General features: G+C 73.7%; 7 protein-coding genes. All 7 read right to left on the bottom strand.

Going from position 1 to position 7,332, the window contains the following annotated elements; all coding sequences use genetic code 11:
• Window positions 1–105 precede the first annotated feature (105 nt).
• A complete protein-coding gene (locus tag ACFV9H_RS25950) occupies window positions 106–723 on the bottom strand; it encodes a response regulator (protein ID WP_385402439.1) in 618 nt (205 codons plus the stop codon).
• The gene (locus ACFV9H_RS25945; RefSeq protein WP_385402437.1) at window positions 720–1,913 is read right to left on the bottom strand and encodes a sensor histidine kinase; all 1,194 of its coding nucleotides are present in this window, start codon (window positions 1,911–1,913) and stop codon (window positions 720–722) included. The genes ACFV9H_RS25950 and ACFV9H_RS25945 overlap by 4 nt, the downstream gene beginning before the upstream one ends.
• Window positions 1,914–1,917: 4 nt before the next feature.
• Window positions 1,918–2,673 (bottom strand): ABC transporter permease, encoded by a 756-nt coding sequence (locus tag ACFV9H_RS25940; protein ID WP_385402435.1) that lies wholly within the window; start codon window positions 2,671–2,673, stop codon window positions 1,918–1,920.
• Entirely contained in the window at window positions 2,667–3,608 is a 942-nt protein-coding gene (locus tag ACFV9H_RS25935) for an ABC transporter ATP-binding protein (RefSeq protein ID WP_385402432.1), read from the bottom strand. Before ACFV9H_RS25935 ends, ACFV9H_RS25940 begins: the two co-directional genes overlap by 7 nt.
• A gap of 129 nt (window positions 3,609–3,737) precedes the next feature.
• On the bottom strand, window positions 3,738–5,723 hold the full coding sequence (locus tag ACFV9H_RS25930; protein ID WP_385402429.1) for a peptidoglycan binding domain-containing protein: 1,986 nt from the start codon (window positions 5,721–5,723) through the stop codon (window positions 3,738–3,740).
• A 315-nt stretch (window positions 5,724–6,038) separates the two neighbouring features.
• On the bottom strand, window positions 6,039–6,422 hold the full coding sequence (locus tag ACFV9H_RS25925; RefSeq protein ID WP_385402426.1) for a DUF6113 family protein: 384 nt from the start codon (window positions 6,420–6,422) through the stop codon (window positions 6,039–6,041).
• On the bottom strand, window positions 6,419–7,315 hold the full coding sequence (gene mshB / locus ACFV9H_RS25920; protein ID WP_385402423.1) for an N-acetyl-1-D-myo-inositol-2-amino-2-deoxy-alpha-D-glucopyranoside deacetylase: 897 nt from the start codon (window positions 7,313–7,315) through the stop codon (window positions 6,419–6,421). The genes ACFV9H_RS25925 and mshB overlap by 4 nt, the downstream gene beginning before the upstream one ends.
• Between the last annotated feature and the right edge of the window lie 17 nt (window positions 7,316–7,332).

Below are 7,332 nucleotides of genomic sequence, written 5' to 3'. Positions count from 1 at the left end.
GGGCTGGGTATTCGCGCGGGTCTGGCGGGCAATTCCAGCCCCGCCGGCGTTTGAGGCGCGGGGGTCCGGGGGCGGAGCCCCCGGCAGCGGCGCCGCACCGTGCGGCTAGAGCCAGCCCTTTTCGCGGGCTGCGCGTACCGCTTCGGCTCGGTTGCGGGCCGCCAGTTTTTGGATGGCCGTCGAGAGGTAGTTGCGGACCGTGCCCGGGGAGAGATGGAGACGGGCCGCCAGTTCCGCGTTCGTCGCGCCCGATTCCGCCGCCCGCAGGACCTCGCGTTCCCGGTCCGTGAGGGGGTTCGCGCCCTCCGCGAGGGCCGCCGCGGCCAGCGTGGGGTCGATGACGCGCTCCCCCGCCAGGGCCCTCCGTACCGCGTCCGCCAGCTGCGCGGCCGGGGCGTCCTTGACGAGGAACGCCGAGGCGCCCGCCTCCATCGCGCCCCGCAGGTAGCCGGGCCGGCCGAAGGTGGTCAGGATGACGATCCGGATGGCCGGGAAGGCCGAGCGGAGGGCCGCGGCCGCCTCGATGCCCGTCATGCCCGGCATCTCGATGTCCAGCAGCGCCACGTTCACGTCGTGCACGCGGGCCGCCTCCACCACCTCGTCGCCCCGGGCGACCTGGGCGAGTACCTCGATGTCCGGCTCCAGGCCGAGCAGCGCGGCGAGGGCCTCGCGGACCATCGACTGGTCCTCCGCCAGGAGGATGCGGATGGGGCGTGGGCTCATGACCGCGATCCTAGGGGGACGCGGGCGATCAGGCGGAAGCCGGATTTTCCGGCCGGGCCCGCCGACAGGGTGCCGCCGACCGCCTCCAGGCGTTCCGTCAGGCCCGTGAGGCCGTTCCCGGGAGCGCCGGGCCCGCCGGGGCCGCCCGAGCCGTCGTCGGTGACCGCCAGTTCCACCACCGGCCCCTCCAGGGTCTGCGTCGTCTGCAGGGTGACCGCACACCGCTTCGCGCCGCTGTGCCGGACCACGTTCGTCACCGCCTCGCGCAGCGACCAGGCCAGGGCCGACTCCTGTTCCTCGGTCAGTTCCTCGGGCAGGTCCGCCGTCTCCCCCGTCGGGAGCCCCGCCACCACCCCGGCCGCGGCCAGCGCGGTCCGCGCGCCCGCGAGTTCGCCGGGCAGGGTGGGCCTGCGGTAGCCGCTGACGGCCTCCCGTACGTCGACCAGCGCCTGCCGGCTGACCCGCTCGATGTCCGCGACCTGCTGGGCGGCCGCCTCGGGCCGGTCGGGCAGCATCCGCCCGGCCAGCTCGCTCTTGAGCGTGATCAGGGACAGCGAGTGACCCAGCAGGTCGTGCAGGTCGCGGGCCATCCGCAGGCGTTCCTCGTTGGCGGCGAGCTGCGCCACCGTGGCCCGCGCCTCGCGCAGTTCGATGGTGGTACGGAGCATCGCGCCCACGCCGATCATCGCGAAGCCGCCCATCAGGGACGGGATCAGCAGGCCCGCCAGGTAGGCGGTCCCGCCGGGTACCGCGTAGGCCGTGGCCGTCAGCAGTGCGGTCGCGCCCGGGACCGTCCAGCGGGCGACCTTCGCGGGGAGGGCGGCGCCCGAGGAGATGGCCACGTAGACGAAGAGCACGAGCCATTCGCGGCCCAGGGTCAGCGACAGGACCATCGCCTGCGCGGCGAGCACCGCCAGGGAGGCCAGGACCCGCGGCACCGCCATCTGCCGGACGGTGCGGAAGACCAGCACCAGGTACCAGGCGACGAAGGCCGCGAGGCCCAGGCCGCCGAGCAACCGCACCCCGGGGCTGTGGCCCCCGTTCACGAGGTCGGTGACGGGCGCGCTCAGGTAGAAGAGCCAGATGCCGATCCAGAGGGCCTTCACCAGCTGCTGACGGAGGGTCAACGGCCCCAGGCCGATGCCGATCCGTGCCCCGGGGGCGTCCTCGTCTTCCTTGGTCAGAGCCACGGGTTCACGCCTTCAGGGAGTCCTTGCGGTACAGCCAGGCGGCCGCACCGGTGAACAGTACGAAGTACACCGCGAGGATCGCCACGTCCTTGGCCTGGGGCGCGCCACCGAGCTCGATGGCCTGGCCGAGGCCGGCGTAGGCGTGGGTGGGGAGCCACTCGGCGATGTTCTGGAGCCACTGCGGGAAGTTCGCCGTGGGCATCCACAGCCCGCCGAGGATCGACAGGCCGAAGTAGATCAGCATGGTGACGGGGCGGACGCTGTCCCCGCTCACGAGGTACCCGAGGGCGACGCCGAGCGCCGCGAAGACCAGGCTGCCGGCCCAGATCGCCCCGGTGAGGGCGAGCCACTGCCAGGCGTCGAACCGTACGTCCTTCACGGCGGCGGCCACCGCGAAGACGACCAGGATGGCCGGGAGGGAGAGCACGCCGGCGCCGGCGGTCTTGGCGAGTACGTAGCCGCGGCCGGGGAGGGGGGTCAGCCGCAGCTGCCGGACCCAGCCCTTCTCGCGTTCCTTGGCGATGCGTTCGCTGTTGCCCATCAGGACGGCTGTCAGGGCGCCGAAGGAAGCCATGGCGACCATGTAGAAGGCGGGCATGGTCAGTTCGGTGCCCATGACCTTGGTGGTGCCGTCGAGGGTGCCGCCGAGCATCAGGAACAGGGCGGCCGGATAGAGGATCGTGAAGAACAGGTACTTCTTGTTGCGCAGGGCGCGGACGATCTCCAGCTTGACGAGGGAGCTCGTTGAAGTGTTCAGCATCGGGTGGCCTCCTCGGCCTCGGTGAGGGCGATGAAGGCCTGCTCCAGGCCGAGGCCCGCGACCTCCAGATTGCGGGGGTAGAGCCCCAGCGCGTACAGGGCGTGGACGGTCGCGTCGGCGTCGCGCGACTGGATCCGTACGGTGTCGCCGTGCCGCTCGAAGGCCGTCAGGAAGGGCAGCGCTCGCAGGGGTGCGGTGTCGACGGGGCCGGTCAGGTCGAAGGAGATCCTCCGGGCTCCGGCCTTCGCCTTGATCTCGGCGGCGGTGCCGTCGGCGAGCACCCGGCCCTTGGAGAGGACGATCACCCGGTCGGCGATCGCGTCGGCCTCTTCCAGGTAGTGCGTGGCGAACAGGACGGTGCGGCCCCGGTCGGCCTGTTCCCGCATGGTGGCCCAGAAGGCCTGGCGGGACGTGACGTCCATGCCGGTGGTCGGCTCGTCGAGCACGATGAGGTCGCTGTCGCCGACCGTGGCGAGCGCGAAGCGCACGCGCTGCTCCTGGCCGCCGGAGAGTTTGTCGACCTTGCGGTCGGCGATCTTGTCGATGCCGGCCCGGGAGAGGACCTGGTCGACGGGGTGCGGCCGGGGGTGCAGGGCGCAGCCGAGCGCCACGATCTCCCGTACGGTCACCTCCTCCATCAGGCCGCCGCTCTGGAGCATCGCGCCGACCCGGCCGGCGGCCACGGCCTCGCGCGGGGTGCCGTCGAAGAGCCGGACGGAGCCGGAGTCGGCCGGTCGCAGGCCGAGGAGGAGGTCGAGGGTGGTGGACTTGCCGGCGCCGTTGGGGCCGAGGAGCGCGACGGTCTCGCCCGGGTGGAGCGTGAGGGAGAGGCCGTCGACCGCCCGGACCGTGCCGTAGCTCTTGGTCACGTTCTCGAAGCTCACCACGGGCTTGGTGGCGGGCTGCGCGGTGCGTGCCGCGGTCGTCGTCGTCATACGTCGAGCTTGGCCGGTGCGGGGTGCCGCGCGGCAGTGTCGCCCGTCGTGAGGGGCGGATGACGGATGTCATGCCGCGGACGTGACGGTGCCCCCGCCCGGGGTCCGGACGGGGGCACGGTCACAGCACTAGTTGGGGTTGGTGTCGACGACCACGGTGCGCTCGGCCGTGGTCTTGCCGCGCAGGGCCTTGGTGAGGGCGCCGGCCACGTCCTGCGGGGTGACCGGGGTCTTCTCGCCGGTGCCCCGGGTGATCAGGATCCCGTCCCACGTGTTCCCGTACGTGGCCTTGAGCGCGTCGAGGTCGAACTTCTCGACGAGGTGGCCGTCCACGGGCTGCATGCTGAGGATCTTGGGCAGGGACTTGGCGCCGAAGGCGATGGGCTTGTTGCCGATCTTCACGATGGCGTTGGCGGACATCGCGGGCTCCGCGAACTCCTTCATCGCCCGGTCGATCTCGGCCTGGTCGATGGTCGGCGCCTTGGTGGTGACCGGCAGCTCGGGCACGGTCGACTTGCCGCTCGCGACCATGTCGCGGAAGGCCTTGCCGACGATGGCGATCGAGGCGTCGACGTCGAGGGCGGTACCGGGCTTGCCGGGGACGGCCACGGCCTTGCCGGTGTCGAACGTGATCGTCGCCTCGGTGGCGGTGCCGGAGGTTCCGGCGAGCTCCTGGAGGGCGACCTGGAGCTTCTCCTCGTCGACCGGCATCACGGGCTCGGCGACGCGTTCGTTGCCGAAGAGCGAGCCGATGACGGTGACGGGGTTGTAGTCGCTGCCGGTCGCGTTGCGGACGGTGGTCTGGCTGTCGAGGCTCAGGCCGGCCTTCTCGGGCTTCAGCTCGACCTGCTTGCCGCCGACGCTGACCTGGAGCGGCGCGGCGGCGCGGGTGCCGAAGGCGGTCTGGAGCTTGGCCACGGCCTCGTCGCGGCTGCCGCTGATGTCGACGCCGAGGACGGTGGTGCCCTTGGGGACGTCGGAGTGGTTCAGGAGCAGGCCCGCGCCGTAGGCCACGCCGAACAGGGCGATGATCGCGCCGCCGAACGGAACCACCTTGGAGCGGCGCTTCTTCTTGGCGGGGGCGGGCTTCGCCTGTGCGGGCCTGGGCTTCACCTGGGCGGGCGCGGGGCGGAGGGCGCCCGCGGCGTCCGGTACGGGGACCGGGGGCGGGGTGTCCAGGCCGGGGCCGGGCCAACTGGGCGTCTCGTCGGGGCTGCTGCCGACGCCGGGGCCACCGAGGGGGCCGCTGCCGAGGCCGGGGCCGCCGACGGGGCCCCCGCCGAAGCCGGGGCCACCCGCGGGGCCGCTGCCGAAGCCGGGTCCCGCGGTGGGGCCGGCGGGGGCGGAACCCGCGGGCATCGGGACGCCGGGAAGCGGAGCACCGGGCCGGGGGCCGCCGGGCATCGGGCCGCCGGGCATCGAGCCGCCAGGCATCGGGGCGCCGGGCATCGGGCCTCCGGGCATCGGGGCGCCGGGCATCGGGGCGCCGGGCATCGGGCCGCCGGGTGCCTGCATGCCGGCGCCGGGTGCCTGCATGCCAGGTACCGGGCCGCCCGGGGCGAAGCCGTTGCCGAGGTGCGGGCCGGGGGCGGCGGGAGCCGAGCCCGGATGCGCGAAGCCGGCGCCCTGCATGCCCGCGCCCGGCATGCCCGGAGCCGGCGGGACGGGCGCGGGCAGCGACCTGGCGCCGGGGGCCGAGGCCCCGGCGGGCCGGGCCGGCAGCGCGGGCCTCGGCGCCGCCTGCGGGGCGGGCGCGGGGGCCGGGGCTGCGGGCGCCTTGCGGGGGGCGAACCAATTGCCGGCCGTCTCCGCGGCTTCGGCGGCCGGCTCCCGCTCGGCTTCGATCCGGGTCGGCTGGGGCTTCGGCCGCGACCCGGGGCCCGCTTCGACGGCCCTCGGGGCCTGCGGGGCCCCCGGGGTCCGGCGCGGTGCCGACTCGGGCGTCTGCTGCGCGGCCTCCGGCCCGGCGTCCGAACCGGAGTTGGTGCCCATCGCCTGGCGCACGACCACGGGCGGGATCGGCCGCGAGCCCGGGATGTTGATCCGGATCCGGGTCGTCAGCGTGGTCTCGGTCTTGGGACCGTCGGAATCGGGCGTTGACTGGTTCGAGGTCACAGAGTTCTCCTCCGGGGACTGGCCGGTTCCATACGGCGGCGTACCCGAGGGGTAGGCGGCTCCACCGGACCCCTTGGGCCCGGAGGACGAACTGTCGGTTTCACGACTCAAGGCAGGTTCTCCCGGTTGGCTCCGCCGCCCGTCATACCGTGCGCGGGCAGCTCGGCGGCCCGTCCACCATACTGGCCGCCGCCCGGACGCAACCGACCCCCAGGATTCAGGGGTTCCTCAAAACCCTCACCGAACCCCCTTGAAGCGGCCCGCGAGCCCCTGCGCGCCGCTCCGCCCGGACCCGCTACGGAGTCCGGCCCCACGTCACTTGGCGGGTCGTCCGACCGAAACCGGCCCCTGCGGCGGGCCGTGCATCGTGGCGCACATCACAGCAAGCACCGTTCCACCCAAAAGGTATGCGTACATACCGATTCCGGACGAACTCAGCAGGAAGTCGCCCTCGGGGCGCGGGACACCGAGCATCACGTACGAGAGGAACCAGCCGAACGCGGCTCCGCCCACCCCGAGCCCGACGCCGAGGGCGATGCGGCCGCCGAGGAACAGTCCGAAGGCGCCGAGCAGCCCGAGCAGCAACCCGCCGGGGAACCACAGGTCCACCACGAGCCAGCCGGCCAGGCCGGTCAGCGCGCCCAGGACCAGCAGGCCGAGGCAGCCGGCGATCCGCCCGGGGGTCAGCGTCGCGGTCACGCGCCGACCCCCGCGAAGAGGTCGTGCTCGCGCTCGCCCGCCGCGGCTCCCGGCTCGCCCGCGACGAGTTCGTAGTACTCGCGGGTGAACAGCGGCTGCGCGAGGTCGTTGGAGAGGGCGAAGAAGGGCCCGTCCACGGCGATCTGGGTGGCGTGGGCGCGCATCGCGGCCGCCTTCGCCGCCGCGTACTCCTGCGGGGCCTCGATCTCGGCGGTGATCCGCTCGTCGGGGACCACCCCGGGTACGTCCTGCGGCTCGGCGATCCCCGGGAACGGCGACTCGGCTCCGGTCGCGCGCAGTTCGGCGAAACCCTCTTCGACCGCGGAGAGCGGGACGCGGTTCCAGTAGACCTTCGCGATCTCGTGCGGTTCGCCGAGGTCGCGCCGGTAGGCGCCCTCCGCGGCCAGTTCGGCGGCGCGCGTGGCGACCCGGTGGGCCTGGATGTGGTCGGGGTGCCCGTAGCCGCCGTTCGGGTCGTAGGTGACGAGCACCTGCGGGCGCACCTCACGGATGACCTCGACGAGGTAGGCGGCGGCCTCGTCCACGTCGGCGGACCAGAAGGCCCCGGGGCGGTCGTTCTGCGGGGCGCCCATCATCCCGGAGTCCCGGAAGCGGCCGGGGCCGCCGAGGAACCGGTGGTCGGTGACGCCGAGTTCCGCCATGGCGTCGGCGAGCTCGCCGACGCGGTGGGCACCCAGGGCGTCGTCGCGGTCGGCCGCCAGGTGGGCGAGGCCGGGCGGGATGACCTCACCCTCCTCGCCGAGGGTGCAGGTCACCAGGGTGACGTGGGCGCCCTCGGCCGCGTACTTGGCCATGGTGACGCCGTTGTTGATCGACTCGTCGTCCGGGTGCGCGTGCACCAGGAGCAGCCGACGGGCGGGAAGACCGTTCATGGGCCCAGCCTACGAGC

Source organism: Streptomyces sp. NPDC059874 (assembly GCF_042731135.1).
GTDB lineage: Bacteria > Actinomycetota > Actinomycetes > Streptomycetales > Streptomycetaceae > Streptomyces.
This window is presented reverse-complemented; position numbering and strand designations above follow the sequence as displayed.